This window comes from Tropicibacter oceani (assembly GCF_029958925.1).
In the GTDB taxonomy this organism is placed as follows: domain Bacteria; phylum Pseudomonadota; class Alphaproteobacteria; order Rhodobacterales; family Rhodobacteraceae; genus Pacificoceanicola; species Pacificoceanicola oceani.
Genome location: NZ_CP124616.1, coordinates 3,802,506 through 3,820,366 on the forward strand (window position 1 = coordinate 3,802,506; position 17,861 = coordinate 3,820,366).

General features: G+C 63.0%; 17 protein-coding genes. 1 reads left to right on the forward strand and 16 read right to left on the reverse strand.

Features of this window, described 5'->3' with window-relative positions; translation table 11 throughout:
• Nucleotides 1–55: 55 nt before the first annotated feature.
• Nucleotides 56–460 carry a secondary thiamine-phosphate synthase enzyme YjbQ gene (locus tag QF118_RS18235; protein WP_282302510.1) on the reverse strand — a complete coding sequence of 135 codons (405 nt, stop codon included), beginning with the start codon at nt 458–460 and terminating at the stop codon, nt 56–58.
• A gap of 89 nt (nt 461–549) precedes the next feature.
• Between QF118_RS18235 and yghX the strand changes: the two genes are divergently transcribed.
• Nucleotides 550–1,455, forward strand: coding sequence for a YghX family hydrolase (yghX, locus tag QF118_RS18240; RefSeq protein WP_282300461.1), 906 nt, complete (start codon nt 550–552; stop codon nt 1,453–1,455).
• On the opposite strand, the gene QF118_RS18245 is transcribed toward yghX, so the two are convergent.
• The 15 genes from QF118_RS18245 to QF118_RS18315 form a co-directional block, all read right to left on the reverse strand.
• Nucleotides 1,452–1,703 (reverse strand): hypothetical protein, encoded by a 252-nt coding sequence (locus tag QF118_RS18245; RefSeq protein ID WP_282300462.1) that lies wholly within the window; start codon nt 1,701–1,703, stop codon nt 1,452–1,454. The genes yghX and QF118_RS18245 overlap by 4 nt on opposite strands.
• A 140-nt stretch (nt 1,704–1,843) precedes the next feature.
• Entirely contained in the window at nt 1,844–2,077 is a 234-nt protein-coding gene (locus tag QF118_RS18250; protein WP_282300463.1) for an RND transporter, read from the reverse strand.
• Entirely contained in the window at nt 2,077–2,352 is a 276-nt protein-coding gene (locus QF118_RS18255) for an HlyU family transcriptional regulator (RefSeq protein WP_282300464.1), read from the reverse strand. Before QF118_RS18255 ends, QF118_RS18250 begins: the two co-directional genes overlap by 1 nt.
• 12 nt (nt 2,353–2,364) lie before the next feature.
• Complete coding sequence (rpoD, locus tag QF118_RS18260) at nt 2,365–4,347, reverse strand: RNA polymerase sigma factor RpoD (protein ID WP_282300465.1); 1,983 nt, start codon at nt 4,345–4,347, stop codon at nt 2,365–2,367.
• A gap of 118 nt (nt 4,348–4,465) precedes the next feature.
• Nucleotides 4,466–6,415: a DNA primase gene (dnaG, locus tag QF118_RS18265; RefSeq protein ID WP_282300466.1), complete on the reverse strand. Its 1,950-nt coding sequence runs from the start codon at nt 6,413–6,415 to the stop codon at nt 4,466–4,468.
• A 168-nt stretch (nt 6,416–6,583) separates the two neighbouring features.
• Entirely contained in the window at nt 6,584–6,859 is a 276-nt protein-coding gene (locus QF118_RS18270; protein WP_282300467.1) for a hypothetical protein, read from the reverse strand.
• A 30-nt stretch (nt 6,860–6,889) separates the two neighbouring features.
• A complete protein-coding gene (locus tag QF118_RS18275) occupies nt 6,890–7,444 on the reverse strand; it encodes a sarcosine oxidase subunit gamma (RefSeq protein WP_282300468.1) in 555 nt (184 codons plus the stop codon).
• Nucleotides 7,437–10,373: a sarcosine oxidase subunit alpha family protein gene (locus tag QF118_RS18280; RefSeq protein WP_282300469.1), complete on the reverse strand. Its 2,937-nt coding sequence runs from the start codon at nt 10,371–10,373 to the stop codon at nt 7,437–7,439. The genes QF118_RS18275 and QF118_RS18280 overlap by 8 nt, the downstream gene beginning before the upstream one ends.
• Nucleotides 10,363–10,629 carry a sarcosine oxidase subunit delta gene (locus tag QF118_RS18285; protein ID WP_282300470.1) on the reverse strand — a complete coding sequence of 89 codons (267 nt, stop codon included), beginning with the start codon at nt 10,627–10,629 and terminating at the stop codon, nt 10,363–10,365. The genes QF118_RS18280 and QF118_RS18285 overlap by 11 nt, the downstream gene beginning before the upstream one ends.
• A 7-nt stretch (nt 10,630–10,636) precedes the next feature.
• Nucleotides 10,637–11,134, reverse strand: a complete 498-nt coding sequence (locus tag QF118_RS18290; RefSeq protein WP_282300471.1) for a hypothetical protein — start codon at nt 11,132–11,134, stop codon at nt 10,637–10,639.
• A gap of 20 nt (nt 11,135–11,154) precedes the next feature.
• Nucleotides 11,155–12,408, reverse strand: a complete 1,254-nt coding sequence (locus QF118_RS18295) for a sarcosine oxidase subunit beta family protein (RefSeq protein ID WP_282300472.1) — start codon at nt 12,406–12,408, stop codon at nt 11,155–11,157.
• Nucleotides 12,409–12,527: 119 nt separating this feature from the next.
• Nucleotides 12,528–13,082, reverse strand: a complete 555-nt coding sequence (locus QF118_RS18300) for a TadE/TadG family type IV pilus assembly protein (protein ID WP_282300473.1) — start codon at nt 13,080–13,082, stop codon at nt 12,528–12,530.
• A gap of 4 nt (nt 13,083–13,086) precedes the next feature.
• Nucleotides 13,087–13,626 (reverse strand): TadE/TadG family type IV pilus assembly protein, encoded by a 540-nt coding sequence (locus QF118_RS18305; RefSeq protein WP_282300474.1) that lies wholly within the window; start codon nt 13,624–13,626, stop codon nt 13,087–13,089.
• Complete coding sequence (locus tag QF118_RS18310; RefSeq protein ID WP_282300475.1) at nt 13,623–15,533, reverse strand: Tad domain-containing protein; 1,911 nt, start codon at nt 15,531–15,533, stop codon at nt 13,623–13,625. Before QF118_RS18310 ends, QF118_RS18305 begins: the two co-directional genes overlap by 4 nt.
• Nucleotides 15,534–16,191: 658 nt before the next feature.
• The gene (locus QF118_RS18315) at nt 16,192–17,628 is read right to left on the reverse strand and encodes a Glu/Leu/Phe/Val family dehydrogenase (RefSeq protein WP_282300476.1); all 1,437 of its coding nucleotides are present in this window, start codon (nt 17,626–17,628) and stop codon (nt 16,192–16,194) included.
• Nucleotides 17,629–17,861 lie beyond the last annotated feature (233 nt).

Sequence of the window (17,861 nt, forward strand, 5' to 3'; positions counted from 1 at the left end):
GCAATGCCCAAAGCCTAGCAAACCCGCCCGCCGCAGCAAGTAGGGATTCCCGCCCCTAGGCCAGGTGTGCCACGACCTGGCGATCATGCGCGGCGTTGCGGTGTTCAAAGACATAGATGCCCTGCCACGTCCCCAGCATCAGCCGCCCCTCACTGACCGGGATCGTGAGCGACACCGGCAGCAGCGCGGCCTTGATATGAGCCGGCATGTCGTCCGGCCCTTCGTAGGTGTGGGTCAGGTAGCCCATTGACGGATCGGTCGTCGGCGGCACAAGGCGGTGGAAAAAGCTGGCCAGATCGGTCCTGACCTCGGGGTCGGCGTTTTCCTGGATGACCAGGCTGGCCGAGGTATGGCGGATGAAAAGCGTCAAAAGCCCGCTGCCGCGCACCCAGTCCGCCACCTGATCGGTGAATTCGTACAGGCCCGGACCCCGTGTCGAAATCGTGAAGGACCTTTGCATCATGCGGACTTCCCTTGCGTCACAATCGGTCTAACCTTCGTGCCACGCACCGGGCATCGTTTCAACGCCCATACAGGGAGACCGCGACCATGAATGACCAATCCCCACAACGCCGCATGACGGCGGCGGATTTCGATCAGGAACTGCTGGACCTTTATGACTTTTATGCGCACGGCAAAATCACCAAGCGCGAATTCCTGGACCGCGCGGGCAAGTTTGCCGTGGGCACCGTGACCGCCGCCGCCCTTTTGAACATGTTGTCCCCGAACTATGCCCTGGCCGAGCAGGTCAGCTTCAACGATCCCGATATCGTGGCGGAATATATCACCTACCCGTCGCCCAATGGCCACGGCGAGGTGCGCGGCTATCTGGTCAAACCCGCCAATGTCACGGGGCCTGTGCCGGCCGTCGTGGTGGTGCACGAAAACCGTGGGCTGAACCCCTATATCGAGGACGTCGCGCGGCGCGTGGCAAAGGCCGGGTTCATCGCGCTGGCGCCGGACGGGTTGTCATCTGTCGGGGGTTACCCGGGCAACGACGCCGAAGGACGCGAATTGCAGCAGACCGTTGACGGCGAAAAGCTGATGAACGATTTCTTTGCGGCCTATGAGTTCATGGCCGCGCATGGCGACACCACCGGCAAGGTGGGCTGCGTCGGCTTTTGCTATGGCGGCGGTGTCTGCAACGCCATGGCGGTGGCCTATCCGGAGCTCGGTGCCTCGGTGCCGTTTTACGGGCGGCAGGCCTCGGCTTCGGATGTGCCGCGCATTCAGGCGCCTCTATTGCTGCAATACGCCGAACTGGACGAACGCATCAACGAAGGCTGGCCCGCCTACGAGGCCGCGCTGAAAGAACACGGCAAGACCTACACGGCGCATATCTATCCGGGCGTGAACCACGGCTTTCACAACGATTCAACGCCTAGGTATGATGAGGCAACGGCCGAATTGGCATGGGAGCGGACGATCGCCTTTTTCAAGGAGCACCTGAACTAGGCATCCCTGAGCACGCAGGCGACCTGGGGCAGGTCGTCTGCATTGCTGAACCAGGCGGACGATCCGTCATCGGTGACAACCGGCATCTGCGCCACCTGCGCCAGCGTTTCGCGGCAGCGGTCCAGGTCGGCGGCGTCCACTTCGATCTTGATGACCTCGGGCTGGGCCGTGGTCAGCGCTTCGGTCGCGGCCAGCGCGCCCGCGGCGATGAAAAGCAGTGCAGTGGTATAGGCAGCAGTCTTCTTCATGGGTCTCACCCTCCTGAGTCGATAACCCGGAAGATGCCGCATTGTTCCCTAGAAACCGTGCAGATGGCCCGCAAAGAACCATCAGTTTTTGAGAAAAATGAAGATATTCAAGGGGTTTTGCCCCGATGACCCCGGCGCGCCTAGGCGCGTTTGGTCAACATGCTGAACAGCTTGAGCACCAACAGGACCCATGGCAGCCCGTGCAGCGCCAGATCGACCATGTCGATGGGCTGCGTCAGCGCACCGGCGGCCAGCATTTTCAGCTTTTCCCAGACATGCGGTTCGGGCGACATCGGTGCCAGACCCAGCGTCGCGCAGGCCAGCACCAGCGCCCAAAGCGGCAACGCCGCCATCACACGGCGCAGCCCCGCCATCAGTCGAACAGGCGCAGACCCTGCTGGTCTATCAACTGCTTGGCCTTGTTGATCGATGCGCTTTGCGCCTCGGACAGGTCGCGCAAAAGATCGGCGCGGATCAGGTGATGGGATTTGGTGTCCCCCGCTACGTCCTTTTCGATCAGCGCCGAAATCCGGAACTGACCGTCAACCGGCATGGGCTGCGGGGTGATGCGAAACCCTTCGTATTCCTCGACGACCAAAGCCGACGGGCTTTGCCCGCCGGTTTTGAAAATGCGTGAAAGCCAGGACACCGTCGTCGCCCCTTACTGATCGAGGAAGCTGCGCAGCTTGCGCGAGCGCGACGGATGCTTGAGCTTGCGCAGGGCCTTGGCCTCGATCTGGCGGATGCGTTCGCGGGTAACGCTGAACTGCTGGCCGACCTCTTCCAGGGTGTGGTCGGTGTTCATGCCGATGCCAAAGCGCATCCGCAAAACACGTTCCTCGCGCGGGGTCAGCGAAGACAGAACCCGCGTCGTGGTTTCCTTGAGGTTTTCCTGTATGGCGCTGTCGAGGGGCAGAACCGCGTTCTTGTCCTCGATGAAATCGCCAAGCTGGCTGTCCTCTTCGTCGCCGATGGGCGTTTCCAGCGAAATCGGTTCCTTGGCGATCTTCATCACCTTGCGAACCTTTTCCAAAGGCATCTGCAGCTTTTCTGCCAGCTCTTCTGGGGTCGGTTCGCGGCCGATCTCGTGCAGCATCTGGCGGCCGGTGCGCACCAGCTTGTTGATCGTTTCGATCATGTGCACCGGAATACGGATGGTGCGCGCCTGATCCGCGATGGACCGGGTGATCGCCTGACGGATCCACCATGTCGCGTAGGTGCTGAACTTGTACCCGCGGCGGTATTCGAACTTGTCCACCGCCTTCATCAGGCCGATGTTGCCTTCCTGGATCAGGTCAAGGAACTGCAGACCGCGGTTGGTGTATTTCTTGGCGATCGAGATGACCAGGCGCAGGTTCGCCTCAACCATTTCCTTTTTCGCCTGACGGGCTTCTTTTTCGCCCTTCTGGACCTGGTTCACGATGCGGCGGAATTCAGAGATGTCGAGACCGACATACTGGCCGACCTGCGCCATGTCGGCGCGCAGCTCTTCGACCTTGTCGCTGCTGCGTTCGATGAACATCTGCCAGCCGCGCCCGGACTTGTCGCCCATCCGCTCCAGCCAGTTCGGGTCCAACTCGTGACCGCGGTATTCCTCGACGAATTCGCGGCGGTTGATACGCGCCTGATCCGCCAGCTTCACCATCGAGCTGTCGATCTGCATGATCCGGCGGTTGATGCCGTACAGCTGGTCGATCAGCGCCTCGATCCGGTTGTTGTGCAGGTGCAGTTCGTTCACCAGCTCGACGATCTCGCCGCGCAGCTTTTGATAGCGTTCCTCGTCGACCGCGCTAAAGCTGTCGTCTTCGTTCAGGGTCGCCGAAATCCGGCTGTCCTGCATTTCGGCCAGTTCTTCGTAATCCTGGGCGATGCGGTCCAGCGTTTCCAGAACCCGCGGTTTCAGCGCGGTTTCCATCGCGGCAAGCGACATGTTCGCCTGCTCGTCTTCGTCGTCGTCATCGTCCTGGGAAATCGGGTTGCCGTCGGCGTCCAGTTCCGGGCCGTCGGACTTTTCCTTGGTCACTTCGACGCCCGAGGTGTCGACGACCGGTTCTTCGACCTCGCCATCCTCGCCCATCTGGCCGGAAAAGGTGGTTTCAAGGTCGATCACATCGCGCAGCAGGATGTCTTCGTTCAGAAGTTCCTCGCGCCAGATGGTGATGGCCTGAAAGGTCAGCGGGCTTTCGCACAGCCCCAGGATCATGGTGTTGCGGCCGGCCTCGATGCGCTTGGCGATCGCGATTTCGCCCTCGCGGGACAGCAACTCGACGCTGCCCATTTCGCGCAGGTACATGCGCACCGGATCGTCGGTACGATCCAGTTTTTCATTGCCGCTGCCGGCAAGGGTGACTTCGCCCGCCTTCTTGGTTTCGACCAGATCGGTCGAGCCCTTGTCGTCGTCGTCGCCCTCTTCGTCGTCTTCGGTGACCTGGATGCCCATTTCGGACAGCATCGACATCACGTCCTCGATCTGGTCCGAGCTGACCTGATCGGGCGGCAGCACCGAATTGAGCTGATCATAGGTGATATAGCCGCGCTCACGGGCCTCGGCGATCATCTTCTTGACCGCGGCCTGGCTCATGTCGAGACTTACGTCATCGTCCTGATCCTGGGGCTTGGCGTCGTCATTGTCCTTGGCGGCCATCAGGCTCTCCTCATCGGGGATTCGGGTCGCAAAGTGATTCGTTAACACGAATCATCAGAACGTACGAGTGATTCGCTGTCCCGTTTACCCCGTTTTCCTTACCGTTTCTTCTGCAAAGCTAGCGCTTCGCCTTATCAAATCGAATCTGTGACAACAGCGAATCAAACGCGCTGCGTTCGGATTTGTCCACATGGGCGCCGTTGGGCCCGATGTCGAATTCAGCATCGTCTTCCTCGTTCATCCGACCGGCCTGAGCCCGTGCCTGTGCGGCCTGACCCAGACGCCATGTCAGCGCCTCGTCCGCCAGGTCCTCAAGGTCTTCCTCGGCTTCCGACAGCTCGGTTTGCCAACCTTGCTGCGCCTCCAGCTTGGCCAGTTCCTCGGCCACGGTCATGCGCGACAGATCGGCATCACCCGGACGACGGATGCAGGGCACGACTTGCAGATGGCGCGCGGACAGAAGGCTTTCAAGAGCCTGCGCGCCGATTGCCTCTTCGGCATTCAGGCGCATCCGGTCCTCTGCGCCGATGCTGCGCAGGATGACATCGCGCAGAATGCTGATCTGCCCGTCGCTGCAGGGCATCGCCTCCAGTTCGGATTCGAATTCCGCCGCGACCTCGGGGGCCGACAGGATGGCGCCCAGAACCACCGCTTCGCGCAGCATCGTTTCGGCACCCTCGCCCCCGGCCACCAACAAAGAGGTCTTGGCCCCCTCCGAAGGCGGCGGCGGGGCCTTCCAGTCGCGTTTTTGCCACGGGGTCCTGGGCCCCGTTCCGCCGCGCTTGGGGCGGAACAGCTCGAACCGCAGTTCCTTGATTTCCTGCCCATAGTGATGGCGCAGGGACGGGTCCTGGATCTTGGCGATGCGGGCGCGCAGCAGCTTGTCCAGCGCCGCCTTGCGTTCAGGGCTGTCAAAGACCTTGCCCTCGGTTTCCTGCCGCCACAGCAGTTGCACCATGGGCATCGCCGCCTCAAGAACCTGCCGCACCGCGTCCGGCCCTTCGGCGCGCAACAGATCGTCCGGATCCTTGCCTTCGGGCATCACCGCAAAGCGCAGGCCCTTGCCCGCCTCCAGCAGCGGAAGCGCCAGGTCGATCACCCGGTAGGCGGCGCGCAGGCCCGCCTTGTCACCATCCAGCGCAATGATCGGCTCGTCGCTGATGCGCCACATCAGCTGCAGCTGGGGCTCGGTGACCGCCGTCCCCAAAGGCGCGACCGAGGCGGTGAACCCCGCCTCGCTCAGCGCGATCACGTCCATGTACCCTTCGGCAACGACAAGAGGCTGACCCTTGCCGCTGGACTCGCGCGCGGGGCGCAGGTTGTAAAGGTTGCGCGACTTGTCGAACAGCTCGGTTTCGGGCGAATTCAGATACTTGGCGTTGTCATTGGGGTCCATCGCCCGCCCGCCAAAGGCAATCGCCCGCCCCCGCCCGTCGCGGATCGGGAACATGATCCGGTCGCGGAACACGTCATAAGGTTCGCGCCCCTTGTCCGAGGCCTTGACCAGCCCGGCGCCCAGCATCAGGTCAATCGGAACGCCCTTGCCCTTCAGGTGTTCGCGCAGGTTTTCCCACCCGGCGGGGGCAAAACCGATCTCGAAACGCTCCAGCGCGCCCTCATCCAGGCCCCGCCGGGCCAGATAGGCGCGCGCCTCTTCGGCCACGCCGCGCCGCAGCTGCAGGCGAAAGAACTGCACCGCCTGCTCCATGACTTCGGCCAGCAAGGTCCGGCGATCCGATTTTTCCTGCGCGCGCGGGTCCTGCTTGGGCACCTCCATCCCTGCCTCTTGGGCAAGGATTTCAATGGCTTCCATAAAGCTGACATTCTCGGTTTCGCGGACAAAGGAAATCGCGTCGCCCTTGGCCTGACAGCCAAAGCAATAGTAATACCCCTTGCGGTCATCCACATGAAAAGACGCGGTTTTTTCGTGATGAAAGGGGCAAGGCCCCCACATGTCACCCTTGCCCTGATTGGACTTGCGGTTGTCCCACAGCACCTTGCGCCCGGCCACTTGGGCCATGCTGGTGCGGGTGCGCAGCTCATCTAGGAATCCGGGGGGCAAGCTCATGGGGGTCTATATTGGACGCCCGCGCGCCTAAGTCCAGAGGCCGCCAAAACTTGTCCACGACTAAATCGCGCAACATCCGCCCCGCGCGCCAGCCCGAGGACAAGGCCAAAGGCCGCCGGACGAGACAGGAAAGCGCGCCGCAAGGCGCTCCTTCAGATCACCGCTGGCTCACATCGCCTCGCATTGGGCGCGGTAGGCGGGTTCAATCTCGTCGATCTGCGCTTCGGGCACGCCATAGACGAATTCGATCAGCATATCGGCGGCGGTCTGGTCATACTCCGCGCGCAGCTTGTCACGGGCGGCATCGGCGCTGTCGCCGGCGCGGCGGGCATCCACGGCCTTCATCACGACCACCATCTGCGCATCGCAATCGGCGGTCGCCTCTTGCGCATGGACCGGCGCGGCAAGCATCGCGGCACAGGCAAACATCAACGGCAAACGCATCGGAACTCTCCCAGCTTGGTCGCGGGTTATCTAATCCGCCTGCCCCTGCGCGGCAACCGAAACCATCGCTTCTGCGATCTCGTGCACCAGAGTCTGCGACATGGAGCGAAACCCCAGAACAACGATCGCCTCGGCGCTTTCGCGCAGCACCATCACGTTGACATGCTGGCATTGCGTGCGCAGGGCGCTGCCCACCGGAAAGGCGACAGGGCGCAGGTCAACCGGCATCAGTCGCGCCAACACCTCGGCCCCCTGTGCGCCGGTCAGGCGCAGCACCGCCCAGCCGTCCGACTGGTCGCTGACCGCCGCGTGATCGCGCAACCCCTTGTCGGGCGCGGGGCCCATCAGCATCGCCTGATCCCTGCCCGACCAGAAACAACAGGCATCCTTGCCGGTGCTGACCTGTCCAACCGCAGGCCAGTCCAGACCATGCGCCTTTTGCAGGGCCGCGCCCAGCGCCGCCGCTTGTCCCTTGAAGGGTGAAAGCCAGGTCAGATGCCCGGCCTCGACCTCGGACAAGGTCCAGTCCCCATGCGTCACCGGAAGCAGCCCGGCACAGGGGCTGAGTGCCATCAGTTCAGCCACGAAGCCGCCCTCCTTCCTGATCGAATGCCACGGGGTCGCTCACCTCGCACAGCGTCTCGACGCCCCGCAGGTGATCGACCAGCTTGACCCTGTCGCCATACCGCGCCCGTCCGCCGCGCAGGAACGCCAGCGCCCGCACCTCGTTCAGTGTGGGGGAAAAGCCGGTGCTGGTGACATAGCCAAGATCGTTCTCGCGCACTGGCGCGGCATCCGCTTCGAACAGATGCGCCCCCGCCGGGATCTGCTTGACCGCGCCAACGGGGCGCAGGCCGATCAGCTGTTCGCGGGTTTCATCCACCAGCCCCGGACGCGCCGCCAATGCCTTGCCGACAAAGTCCTTCTTGTCGCTCAGCATCCGTTGAAACCCGATATCAAAGGCAGTGGTGCGCCCGTGGATTTCCGAATGGGTGATATGGCCCTTTTCGATCCGCAGCACGTTCAGCGCCTCCATCCCATAGGCCCCGCCGCCCATCGCCTCGGCCCGCGCCACAAGCTCGCGGAAAAGACTGTCGCCATAGCGCGCCGGCACCGCGATCTCATAGGCGTGTTCGCCCGAGAACGAGATGCGGAACAGCCGCGCCCCGACCCCCATAACCGACACCGCGCCGCAGGCCATGTAGGGACAGCGGTCGTTGTCGATCGGGGCATCCAGCAGCCCGTTCAGCAAATCGCGCGACTTTGGCCCGGCCACGGCGAATTGCGCCCATTGCTCGGTCGCCGAGGTAAAGCGCACATCCATCCCGGCGCAAAACGCCTGCTTCACCCAGTCCAGGTGCCGCATCACCAGCCCGGCGGCGGCGGTGGTCGTGGTCATCACCCAGTGATTGTCGCCCAGCCGCGCGCAGGTGCCATCGTCCATCACATGGCCGTCCTCGCGCAGCATCAGCCCATAACGCACCTTGCCCACCTTCAGCGTGCTGAACACGTTGGTATAGACGAAATCCAGAAACGCACCGACATCCGCCCCGAACAGCTCGATCTTGCCCAGGGTCGAGACATCGCAAATCCCCACCGCCTCGCGCACCATGCGCACCTCGCGGTCACAGCTTTGCCGCCAGGTCGTTTCGCCGGGGCGCGGGAAATAGCTGGGCCTGTACCACAGCCCCGCCTCGATCATCGGCGCGCCGCGTTCGACCGTGGCCTTGTGCGAGGTGGTGAACCGTTGCGGCGCAAATCCCTTGCCCTGCGCCCCCGCGCCCAGCGCCGCGATGGCGACAGGCGTGTATGGCGGACGAAAGGTGGTCGTGCCGGTTTCGGGAATGCCGCGCCCGGTGGCATCGGCCAGCACCGCCAGCGCCAAAACGTTCGAGCTTTTGCCCTGATCGGTCGCCATGCCCTGCGTGGTGTAGCGTTTCATATGCTCGACCGAGCGGAAGTTTTCCTGCGCGGCCTGTTTGACGTCCTTCACGGTCACGTCGTTCTGGAAATCCAGCCAGGCGCGGCCCTTGCCCGCAACCGCCCAAAGCCGCCCGGGCCGGTAAGGTGTATCCTCGGCCTGCGGCACGTTGGGCAACGCGCCCTTGCGGCCCAGCGCCCGGGCGGCCTCCAGCCCGGCCTCGGCGCCCTCGTGCAGGCAGGCGGCGGTGGAAAACGCACCGCGCGCCGCGCCCGCGACGCTCATCCCCGGAACCGCCCCGTCGCGCGGCACAAAGGCCAGCAGGTCATCGTTCCAGACTGGCCGTCCGTTCAGATGGCAGGTCAGATGCACCGAAGGGTTCCAGCCCCCCGACACGCCCAACGCCTGCACCGCAAGGCGTTCCTCGCGCCCATCCGGCAGGCGCAGCGCGATCCCTTCCAGACCCTGCCGCCCCAGGCCCCGCGTCACCTGCGCGCCGGGGTAGAACGGCACGTCCCCGGCAAGGTTCTGCGCGTCATGGCGGCTGTCGATCAGCGCCACCACATGCATCCCGGCCCCTGCCAGATCGCGCGCGGTGCGGTGGGCGTCGTCGTTGTTGCCAAAGACCGCCACGGTTTTGCCCGCCACCACGCCATAGCGATTGAGATAGCCGCGCATGGCGCCCGCCATCATGATCCCGGGGCGGTCGTTATCGCGAAAGGCCACGTGCCGCTCCAGCGCCCCGGCGCACAGCACCGCGCGCTTTGCCGCGATCCGCCAAAAGGTTTCCAGGGGGCGATCCCCGGCATCGGCCAGATGGTGCGACACCTTTTGCAGTGCCCCATAGGTCCCCTGATCAAAAGCCCCGGTCACGGCCGTGCGGGTCATCACGCGCACATTGTCCATGCCCGCCAGCTCGGCCGCCACATCCGCGGCCCAAAGATGCGCGGGCTTGCCGTCCACCTCTTCGACCTCGTTCAACAAACGGCCGCCCAGTTGCGGGCCTTCGTCACACAGGATCACATCCGCCCCGGCGCGTCCCGCCGCCAGCGCCGCCATCAAGCCCGCAGGCCCGCCGCCGATCACCAGCACGTCGCAAAAGGCAAAGGCCCGGTCATAGCGATCCTCGACCGGTTTGCCGGACAACGCGCCAAGCCCCGCCGCGCGGCGAATGACCGGCTCGTACAGCTTTTCCCAAAAGGCCTTGGGCCACATGAATGTCTTGTAATAGAACCCCGCGCCAAGAAAAGGCGACGCCAGATCGTTCACCGCCATCAGGTCCAGCGCCAGCGAAGGCCAGCGGTTCTGGCTGCGCGCCTCAAGCCCCTCGAACAGCTCTTGCATCGTGGCGCGCGTGTTCGGCTCGGCCCGCGCGCCGCTGCGCACGGTGACCAGCGCGTTGGGCTCTTCTGACCCGGCAGTCAAAACCCCGCGCGGGCGATGATACTTGAAACTGCGCCCGACCAGCCGCACCCCCTCACCCAGCAGGGCCGAGGCCAATGTGTCGCCCGCAAAGCCCTGATAGCCGCGCCCGTCAAAGCGAAACCCGATCGGGCGGCTCCGGTCGATCCGGCCCTTGCCATCAATCCGCATCGCTTGTCTCCACCAATGCGGCGCCGAAAATCTCGTGGGTCAGGGTATCGCGCTCGACCACCAGCCAAGCGCCGCAGCCCGCCTCGTGATACCACAGATCCCTTGTCCGCCCCGCCGGGTTGTCGCGCAGGTGCAGGTAGGCGTGCCAAACCTCGCCCCCGGCACCCGGCGCAGGCCGGTCCAGCAGGCTTGCCGCGCCCTGGTAATAGAATTCGCGCCGGTCACGCGTGCCGCAGATCGGACAGGGTATCCTCATGTCTTCCTCACATTCCGTCGCAGCGGGCATCAGGCACGCGGAACAGCTTGTAGCTGACCCATTGCCCCGGCACCTCGGCCAGATCCAACGATCCGCCGCAGCCGCCAACCTCGCCCACCATCAGATAGCGCGTGCGAAAGGTCATGCCCGCGCTGTCCTGCTTGCGCACCTCAAGCGATCCGCCGTCGCATTCGGCCAGGCACGTGGCCTCGCCCGCCTCATTGCCACAATACAGGGTCTGGGTCAGCACCCGGCCATGCTGGTCACTGGCGCGCGCCCGGCCCTGGTTCGCGGCGATCACCTCCAACTTGCCCGCGCGGGCCACCTCGGTGGTCCAATCCCCCACCCAAAGCCGGATTTCCCGCACCACCTGCGCCGGCTGCGACGCCAGGTGCTCGGCCGTATAGGCGCGCTCGTAACAGCCCGGCAGAACCTCGCCCGCCTGTGCGCCGCCGTCGATCAGCACGCAGAGCGCCAGCACCTTCTTCTTGGCAAAAACACTCAAATCCACCCCCTCCCCTCGCGCTAGTGCAGGTTATGCTGCGCGCCGGTGCCCTCTTCGTCCATCAGCCCGCGCCCGGTTTCGAACCGGTCCAGCCGGAACCGCGCCGCAGGGGCGTGATGGCGGTCCTGCGCGATCAGATGCGCAAAGCTGAAGCCCGACCCCGGCACCGCCTTGAACCCGCCGTAACACCAGCCGCAATTGAGATAGAGCCCCTCAATCCCCGTCTTGTCGATGATGGGTGAACCATCGGGCGACATATCCATGATCCCGCCCCAGCTGCGCAGCAGCCGCGCCTTGCCGATGATCGGCATCAAGGTCATCGCCGCCTCCATCACGTGCTCCTGCATCGGCAGGTTGCCACGCGCGGCATAGGAGGCATAGAAATCCAGATCGCCGCCAAAGACCAACCCGCCCTTGTCGGACTGGCTGATATAGAAATGCCCCATTCCGAATGTCACCACGTGGTCGATCACCGGTTTCAGCCCCTCGGTGACAAAGGCCTGAAGGACGTGGCTTTCGATCGGCAGCCGCATTCCCGCCATCCCCGCCACAAGGCCAGAGCGTCCGGCGACCACGATCCCGACCTTCTTGGCCCGGATCGCCCCGCGCGAGGTCTGCACCCCGGTGACGCGCCCGCCTTCGATGTCGATGCCGGTGACTTCGCAGTTCTGGATCAGATCGACGCCGCGCTGATCGGCGCCGCGCGCATAGCCCCAGGCCACCGCATCATGCCGCGCCGTGCCGCCGCGCGGATGGTACAGCCCGCCGTAGATCGGAAACCGGATGTTGTCATGGTCAAGGTAGGGCAGCAGTTTGCGCACGCCGTCCCGGTCCAGCAGGATGGCGTCGTCGCCCTGGTTGACCATGGCATTGCCGCGCCGCGCCGCCGCGTCGCGTGCACCGTCGGAATGGAACAGGTTGATGATCCCGCGCTGCGAATGCATGACGTTGTAGTTCAGCTCGTCTTCCATCCCCTCCCACAGCTTGAGCGAATGGGAATAGAACTCCGAGTTTCCGGGCAGCCCGTAGTTGGCGCGCACGATGGTGGTGTTGCGCCCGACGTTGCCGCCGCCCAGATAGCCCTTTTCCAGCACCGCGACATTGGTCAGCCCATGTTCCTTGGCCAGGTAAAAGGCCGTGGCCAGCCCGTGACCGCCGCCACCAATGATGACGATGTCATATTCGGCCTTTGGGGCCGGATCGCGCCAGTGCGGGGACCAGCCCTTGTTGCCGGTCAACCCTTCTTTCAGAACCCGCAGACCCGAGAAGCGCATCGCCACCTCCAATGGAAAACAGGGCCAGCGTGCCAGCCCTGTCCAGAAGTATCAATGCGTTGCTTGCCCTGCCCCCGTCGTTTTCGACAATCTCCGGTCCAGCAGCGACAGCCGGTAGGTCAGGCATCGCTCCAGACGATCTTGGGGGCGAAACGCGGGCGGGTGAACCCATAGTTGTAGAACAGGCTGGCCGTGTTCAGACCCGGCACTTCGAATGGAGGTTGGTACTCTGTCTGCGTCTCGACGACGATGATCCGTTCGTTGTTCAGCATGCTCGGCAGGCTGTCGGTCATTCCGCCCAGTGTGCTGGAGGCCATTGCCTCGAACCCCCCGCGAACCTGGGACCACTCGACCTCATAGCCGCCGCTATCGCTGTACCGCACCAGCGTCACACGCAACGAATAGGGTCCGTTCGAACGTGTCAGGAATGCCAACAAATCCACCATGCCATCAAGATAGTCGCCGTCGATCGGATCGGTTTCACGCGACAGGGCGTCAGAGATCGTGTAGGCCGCCTTGACGTTCAGGCTTTTGTAGCGGAACGCATCGTGCAGCGAAAAGGTGGCGGCAAGCACGGTCATGATCAGGGGCAACCAGATCACGGCTTCGATTGTGACGTTGCCGGATTGATCGCGGCGAAAGTCATTCAGGCGGGAAAGAAGCTGCTTGAACATGGTCTTACCTCGGTTCTTGGACGAATGCGGAAGTCACGACCATCTGGGCGTAGCCTTCGTCGTCCTTGTTGAGTTTCTTGCCAAGTGACGTGGTCGGCAGCATCGGCTTGTACTTCAGGCAGGCGCGCATCAGCATCAGGTCATTGTCCCGGCCGGGCACAAAGTTGCGTACCGGGTGCGGATCCTGTGCAGCGTTCTGGCAATCGGCATCGACCGGTGCCGCTGAAAAGTCGCGCGGCTGGACCTGAACCATCTCAAGACGCAGGTTCGCCTCGCAGTCGTCCAGGATCGCGGCCTTTTCACAGATCATCGCCCGCACATCGGTATAGCTGGGGATGTCGCCCGTGCTCAGCCGGATTTCCCGGGTCGCCAGGTCCACACCACGTTCCAGCATGGCATGACGAAGGTTCATGTAGGCGACCTCGACGGCGGCTGCGAGCAGCAGGAAAAAGACCGTGAAGTAGACTGCGAATTCCACAGTGGCGTTGCCGTCCTCGTCCTTGCGGAAGCGTCGGGCAAAGCTTGTTAGACGGTTCATCATCATTGGATCAGCCTCAGGTTATTGATCTGGCGGGCAACCGCGTCAAAGGCATCTGCGATTTCATCGCCCTGGACGTGGAAATGGTGGCTGGGCGAGGAAGCACAGGCCAGCATGTCTGCCGCCGCCGCATTGCTGGTTTCGAAGGCGATGGTGAATACGGTCACACCGCGTTCCTTCGCCAGATTGCACTGTTGCATCAGGTCGCTGACATTGGTTTGCGTGTTCGACATGGTGTAGGACTTGCCCGAACTTTGCTTCTGCAGTTCAACCTCACCGTTGATCGCGGCACGCGGATCGGTCGGGCGGAACTGATCGGTGGTCTGACCGTCGGTCATGATGACCACGTATTTCTCGGTCTCCGGGTCATTCCAGTCGATCGGGCGGCCTGCAAAGCTGGGGTCCACGAGACCGGCCTCGATCAGATAGCCCATTTCGTCACGGTTGTTCGGGTCGAGCAGTGCCAGGCCGTATTTCAAACCGTACTGGATACCGGTGCCGTCATGCATACGCATGCCACCAATGAAGTCCACCAGGCGCTGACGGTCCGAGGAGTAATACTGCACCGCTTCATTTTCGCTCGGGCACCAGCCCCAGTCCATCGTTTCGCGGTCGATCTCCCAGTACATGAAGTGCGGAACATAGTCGTCGGACTTCGGCATCTCGGTCGTGGCGAATTCGTCATCGTAGATTTCGATGCAGGAACCCGGCATGTTGATGTTCTGCTGCGTGTCCGCGCCGTCCGCTACGGGTTCTTCGCCCGTGGTCTCTGAAACAGGCGGGTTCGGCGATTCGTAGAACTGCTCCCAGTACTCGAAGTTCACCTGGTTGTACGAATAGGTGCTGCCGGGAAGCTTGCCCTTGTGCTTTGTCGGGCCAAGATCGCTTTCCGCACCGTTCTGATCACCCTTGACCTGGAAATACCGCGTCGGGTTTGCCTTCTGCTGGCCACCTTTGACAGAGGCACCCAGGAACTGATCGGCGTGCGTCAGCTTTCCGTCCTGGCTAAAGAGATAGGCCACAGCCCCGCGGAAGAACATGTCTGCATCGCGCGGTGCGTTTTCGGGAAAATTCGCGATCATGTGGGCGATATCGTAGATCCCGTCACCATCGGTGTCGAAGTAGAACACCATATCGTCGATCGCCTGAGTCCACGGGTCGAAATAACCGCCGGACGAGGTTGCGGTCGCGCCGCCGCCACAGCTCGGATCGGCCGCGCCTTCGTCGGCGTTTTCGGCGTTGTTGTTGCACAGCGAATTGCCGGGCGCGTCCTGGTCGCCGTTGCCCCAGCCGTTGTTCTCGTGCTTGATCTTCGGGCGCTTGCCACGGAAGTAGTCGAACAGGATGCTGCCGGGGTTCACATGGCCGGCATAGGGCACGACGCTGAGCGTGGTTACACCATTGGTGTCGTCGGACATGACCTTGTTCACAAAGGCCTGGGCCGCCGGTTTCATCTTGGTCATCCGGTCGTTCCAGCGCATCGAGCCGGAAATATCGAGAACCATCGAGATTTCCACGTTCGAGATCTTTTCCTCGGCTGCGCTGATTGCCGGAGCCGTAAGCGTGTCAAATCCGGACATGTGCAAAAAGATTGTGTTCAGCACGCCGGTACCCGACGCGGTGACGGTCCGAGAGTTTGCGGCTTCTTCGACGGTCACGTTTGCGACCACGCCTTCCAGACCCGTCTTGTTCATGTAGTCGTTGACCACAAAGACAGGGTCCTGTTTCTGATCCAAATCTGCCGCCGCCAGAACCGCCCGGTCCATGGAGCTTTGCATTTTGGTCCGAGTGGCTTCGAAACGCATGATGTCCACCGAAGCCCCGGTGATGATGAGAACCAGCACCACCATGAAGACCGAGAAAATCGTTACGTTGCCTTCTTCGTCGGTGACGAAGGCGTCGATGATGTTCATTGAGTGTTTCATGCCATGCATTCCTTGCAGTCATCCCCGGCACTTTCTGCGGGGTTGAGTTGGTTAATGAACCTTGAATCCGTCAGGAATGGGGCAGGAATGGGCCGGGTTTGGTTCATTTTAACCCTTTTGACCCCTTTGCGGCTTGACGCTGCGGTAATTGTGGCGACCCCAAGAATAGGGGCCCCTACCCATTGGAATAGGGGCGTCCAAAGCCGTTCAAAGCCGTTTCCCTGATCAACCCAGAATTGTCGCCACGCCGGGTATCGGCGGTCAAGGCAGCCCCGACCCGGACGCCCCGGTCGGGCAGCTTGCCGCATGGCGGAACAGACCGATACCTCGGCGAACCCGTGGGTAGGCCCCCACGGGACATCCCGGAAAATGGTGATGTTACCGTCTTCTGCCCCCAAGAAGCGCGGGTCAGACCTGGCTGTGTCGCCCATGGCCGTAACTCCCCTTGTTCTTGTGCGCGGCACGAAGGATGCCTCGTCTTGATCAAGACTAGTTAGGAATTCGGTGTCAGACCCGAGCGGGATTGCGGCGAGAAAGTGAACTTCGTCGACGATTTCATCCAACTTCGCGCGGCATTTGAAACAGGCCCGCCATATTGCCGCCAAAGGACAGGCCCCCGGCGCGCGATTGCCCGGACCCGGGGCCGTTACAGCCCCTTGGCCCGATAGCTGGCCGCGACGCGGTCGATGGCCACGATAAAGGCCGCGGTGCGCAGGTCAGTCACGTCGTCCCGCCCGTGCCAGACCGCGCGCATGGCCTGGTAGGCAATGCGCATCGTGTCATCCAGCCCCGAGCGGACCAACTCAAGCTCGTCGGCGCCGCGCAGGTACTTTTGCTTGAAGTCGGGCGACAGCGTCCAGCCGATCCCGGTGTCGGCCGACAGGCGCTCCAACTCGTCGATGACCAGCTGGTGGCGCGACTCCTCCTGTCGGCGCTGCATCCGGCCAAAGCGGATGTGCGACAGGTTCTTGACCCATTCAAAGTAGGACACGGTGACGCCGCCGGCATTGGCGTACATGTCAGGGATGATCACCGTGCCCTTGGCGCGAAGGATATCGTCGGCCCCGGCGGTGATCGGCCCGTTCGCGGCCTCGATGATCAGTGGCGCCTTGATGTCATGCGCGTTGGTCAGGTTGATGACCCCCTCAAGCGCGGCGGGGATCAGGATATCGCACTCGGCCTGAAGCAGCGCGGCACCGTCGGCGACATAGGCGGCGTCCGGATAGCCCGTCACGCCGCCGGTCCTGACGATCCAGTCGCGCACTGCCTCGACGTTAAGGCCCCGGTCGTTGCACAGCGCGCCATCGTGTTCGATGATGGCGGTGATCCTGGCGCCGTCCTGCTCGCTCAGGAACTTGGCGGCGTGATAGCCGACGTTGCCCAGCCCCTGCACGATGATCCGCTTGCCGTCCAGCGTGCCTGTCAGCCCGGCGGCGGCCTTGTCATCGTCATGGCGAAAGAATTCGCGCAGGGCGTATTGCACGCCCCGGCCCGTCGCCTCGACCCGGCCGGCGATGCCCCCCGCATTCAGCGGTTTTCCCGTCACGCACGCGCGCGCGTTGATATCAGTGGTGTTCATCCGGGTGTATTGATCCGCGATCCAGGCCATCTCGCGTTCTCCCGTGCCCATGTCAGGGGCCGGGACGTTCTGCGACGGGTGGATCAGGTCGCGCTTGATCAGCTCATAGGCAAAGCGGCGGGTGATCTGCTCCATCTCGTGTTCGTCGTATTGGCGCGGGTCGACACATAGCCCGCCCTTGGATCCGCCAAAGGGCGCTTCGACCAGGGCGCATTTGTATGTCATCAGCGCCGCCAGCGCCTCGACCTCGTCCTGGTTGACGGACAGGGCATAGCGGATGCCGCCCTTGACCGGTTCCATGTGTTCGGAATGCACCGAGCGGTAGCCGACAAAGGTCTGGATGCCGCCGCGCAGCCGCACCCCAAAGCGCACCGTGTAGGTGGCATTGCAGACCCTGATCTTTTCCTCGAGGCCCGGCGGCAGGTCCATCAGCGCCACGGCGCGGTTGTACATAAGATCGACGGACTGACGGAAACTTGGCTCGTTCGATGGCGCTCCGTTCATGGTCTTGCCCTCCCCCTGTGCGATGCTGTGTCCCTGTCTTGCAAGGGGTAGCGCGACTGTCGTTTCAGGCAAGGTAACGGGCCTTGAAGGAAAGCCAACCTCTGTTTCGCCCGATTCCCTCAATCGAACGGGCACATCTTTGCCATCTTTGCGCCGTTTGTCCCCGATGGCGAAACAGAGCGGCAGCTCAGCCCTGACTGTTCACGAAACTCCTTAAAAATAAGGGAAATTGC

Excerpts from the sequence above, each read along its gene's own strand:
- QF118_RS18235 (WP_282302510.1), bottom strand. The coding sequence starts at position 460 with ATGCAAAGGTCCTTCACGATTTCGACACGGGGTCCGGGCCTGTACGAA.
- yghX (WP_282300461.1), top strand. The coding sequence starts at position 550 with ATGAATGACCAATCCCCACAACGCCGCATGACGGCGGCGGATTTCGAT.
- QF118_RS18245 (WP_282300462.1), bottom strand. The coding sequence starts at position 1,703 with ATGAAGAAGACTGCTGCCTATACCACTGCACTGCTTTTCATCGCCGCG.
- QF118_RS18250 (WP_282300463.1), bottom strand. The coding sequence starts at position 2,077 with ATGGCGGGGCTGCGCCGTGTGATGGCGGCGTTGCCGCTTTGGGCGCTG.
- rpoD (WP_282300465.1), bottom strand. The coding sequence starts at position 4,347 with ATGGCCGCCAAGGACAATGACGACGCCAAGCCCCAGGATCAGGACGAT.
- dnaG (WP_282300466.1), bottom strand. The coding sequence starts at position 6,415 with ATGAGCTTGCCCCCCGGATTCCTAGATGAGCTGCGCACCCGCACCAGC.
- QF118_RS18270 (WP_282300467.1), bottom strand. The coding sequence starts at position 6,859 with ATGCGTTTGCCGTTGATGTTTGCCTGTGCCGCGATGCTTGCCGCGCCG.
- QF118_RS18280 (WP_282300469.1), bottom strand. The coding sequence starts at position 10,373 with ATGCGGATTGATGGCAAGGGCCGGATCGACCGGAGCCGCCCGATCGGG.
- QF118_RS18285 (WP_282300470.1), bottom strand. The coding sequence starts at position 10,629 with ATGAGGATACCCTGTCCGATCTGCGGCACGCGTGACCGGCGCGAATTC.
- QF118_RS18295 (WP_282300472.1), bottom strand. The coding sequence starts at position 12,408 with ATGCGCTTCTCGGGTCTGCGGGTTCTGAAAGAAGGGTTGACCGGCAAC.
- QF118_RS18300 (WP_282300473.1), bottom strand. The coding sequence starts at position 13,082 with ATGTTCAAGCAGCTTCTTTCCCGCCTGAATGACTTTCGCCGCGATCAA.
- QF118_RS18305 (WP_282300474.1), bottom strand. The coding sequence starts at position 13,626 with ATGATGATGAACCGTCTAACAAGCTTTGCCCGACGCTTCCGCAAGGAC.
- QF118_RS18310 (WP_282300475.1), bottom strand. The coding sequence starts at position 15,533 with ATGAACATCATCGACGCCTTCGTCACCGACGAAGAAGGCAACGTAACG.
- QF118_RS18315 (WP_282300476.1), bottom strand. The coding sequence starts at position 17,628 with ATGAACGGAGCGCCATCGAACGAGCCAAGTTTCCGTCAGTCCGTCGAT.